At 40.1% G+C, this 1,912-nt stretch carries 4 protein-coding genes; 2 read left to right on the top strand and 2 right to left on the bottom strand.

The window, feature by feature from the left end; all coding sequences use genetic code 11:
• The coding region (locus LU351_RS20370; RefSeq protein ID WP_232595923.1) for a hypothetical protein at positions 1 to 323 on the top strand (323 nt) is incomplete at its 5' end.
• Positions 324 to 409: 86 nt separating this feature from the next.
• Complete coding sequence (locus LU351_RS20365; protein ID WP_232595922.1) at positions 410 to 556, top strand: hypothetical protein; 147 nt, start codon at positions 410 to 412, stop codon at positions 554 to 556.
• Positions 557 to 730: 174 nt separating this feature from the next.
• Here the strand turns inward: LU351_RS20365 and LU351_RS20360 are convergent, their stop codons facing one another.
• Together LU351_RS20360 and LU351_RS20355 are read right to left on the bottom strand one after the other, a co-directional pair.
• Positions 731 to 1,258, bottom strand: coding sequence for a hypothetical protein (locus tag LU351_RS20360; protein ID WP_232595921.1), 528 nt, complete (start codon positions 1,256 to 1,258; stop codon positions 731 to 733).
• The gene (locus LU351_RS20355; RefSeq protein ID WP_269783560.1) at positions 1,251 to 1,796 is read right to left on the bottom strand and encodes an RHS repeat-associated core domain-containing protein; all 546 of its coding nucleotides are present in this window, start codon (positions 1,794 to 1,796) and stop codon (positions 1,251 to 1,253) included. Before LU351_RS20355 ends, LU351_RS20360 begins: the two co-directional genes overlap by 8 nt.
• Positions 1,797 to 1,912 lie beyond the last annotated feature (116 nt).

The following is a 1,912-nucleotide window of genomic DNA, read 5'->3' as shown; positions in this document are numbered from 1 at the left end:
GTACCAACAAAGACATTAAAAGTCGTATTACCTATTCCGCGACGCTCAAGCCACTGAATCAAGAAGACATGGAACGTTACATTGTTCGAGAACTGGAGTCGGTAAAAATGAGCATTAATACGTTTGATGAGGCCGCGATGGCGTTGATTATTCGTTCCAGTGAAGGGAATTTACGGCTGTGTCGTAACTTGTGTTTGGGAAGTTTAATTGAAGCAGCGCGAGAAACCAAAAGGGTCGTATCGATTACGCATGTGAATAATGTGCTCGTGCAACCGCATTGGCGATCTCATGAAGAGTTGATCACGCAGCAAGTGTTATCGTAGTTGGACGAAACATAGGAAAAGGGCGAAAGCCCTTTTTTTACGCCAGCACGTTACGACAATAAAGCGGTAGACATTACGATGTAAGAGTGGCAAAACCCGAAAAGGCTACGATAGCAATTCGGGAAAAACGTCTATTTTTTAGCAAATCCTACGATGAAGAGTTTGGCAAAAACTACGACAGCAAAAAGGTGCGCTACACAATTGCCCAGAGCCAAGCAGAAATTTGTGAGTGAGATGTTGGAGACAGTGATTCAACAGGCGGGGTTATGATATGGGCTGGCGGGTGAAAATAAAAAAGCGGCTAAGATGGAGGCCTTGCCGCTTTTAGAGTTAGGAGGTCGGTGGGTGTACCCTATTAATTCACCCCCGCCGCTTTTTTGAGTAGGTTATATAAAGTTTTGGCAAACTTAGCTTAAACCATACAAACCTAATTCCTGAGCTTTGGATAATAGTAATGACAAATTATTAGGGTTACTGGAATACAAGTAATTTGTATAATCATCCCCTTCAAAATATATTGCATCTAATTCAGGTATTATCAGTGAGAATTTATATCTGTTGCTTACACTTTCAATTTTGGGCTCAACATAATCCTTTGCAGCACCAAGAGTTTTGAATTTTTTAAATACCACATACCGATGATTTAATTTTCCCTTAAATCTATATGTGAATGACTCATAAGAACTCACTAAAAAGTGATTAAAATTTCTATGTGGAGCAACTCTGCTTTCTACTTCTCCTCCAGCAGAAACATCTCCCAATAAATTAACTGCCTCATCTTCTGACAGCCAGTGATCAAATATAGAAATAGCAATATCATGCAAATTCCCGCTATTTTCTCCGCATTCTAATTCATACAAAAAAGGATATTTTTCTCTTAATTCTTTTTGCTTCAATTTGTCACAATTTAATATTTTTCTTTTTGCTCTAGTCACGAAGCCTAACTCCTTTGTCATTGTATGTACCATCTCTTTTTTTACCTTTTTCCCAATCTCTTTTTTTATTCCATTTTTTCCATTTGCTTCCTCCGTGTGATTTTCCACCAGCACGATCTTTCTCAAATATAGGCTCTTTTTTCCCCACAGGTCTATAAGCCCCGGGCTTCCCTGGAATTTTCTCCCAATTATCTTCGTCTGTGTCAGGGGTACTTTCACCAGACTCATCTGTATTTTCAGAATTGCTTTGATTATGCATAGAAATGCTTAGGTGAATAAAAAAATCAAGCAATAATTGAGTGCTGGAAATACCGGCATTTTGTTGGGCTGAGCGAACCCAAGCCTGCGCAGCTTTTCCTGTCAGAGATTGGCATCCACATCCAGATTGAGGTTCTGGCAAAGGTCGTCCAATGCTCTCTACCTCTTCCATCATAGATACTGAAGACATCCCTTGCGGGTCGGTATATGAAAAAGGATCATTATGCACATAAGCATAAAGATTCATCTGATCCTCATACCCAATCGGATCTACTTGCAGGAAACATCCCCCTACATGCAGATCATACCCGCAATCCCTTTTTTCCTAGTGCTTTCAGACACTTAACTGCATTTTTCGCCGGCATTAGCGCAGTCTAAACAAAAAATTTTCCCGAG

This window comes from Marinibactrum halimedae (assembly GCF_021234875.1).
GTDB lineage: Bacteria > Pseudomonadota > Gammaproteobacteria > Pseudomonadales > Cellvibrionaceae > Marinibactrum > Marinibactrum halimedae.
This window is presented reverse-complemented; position numbering and strand designations above follow the sequence as displayed.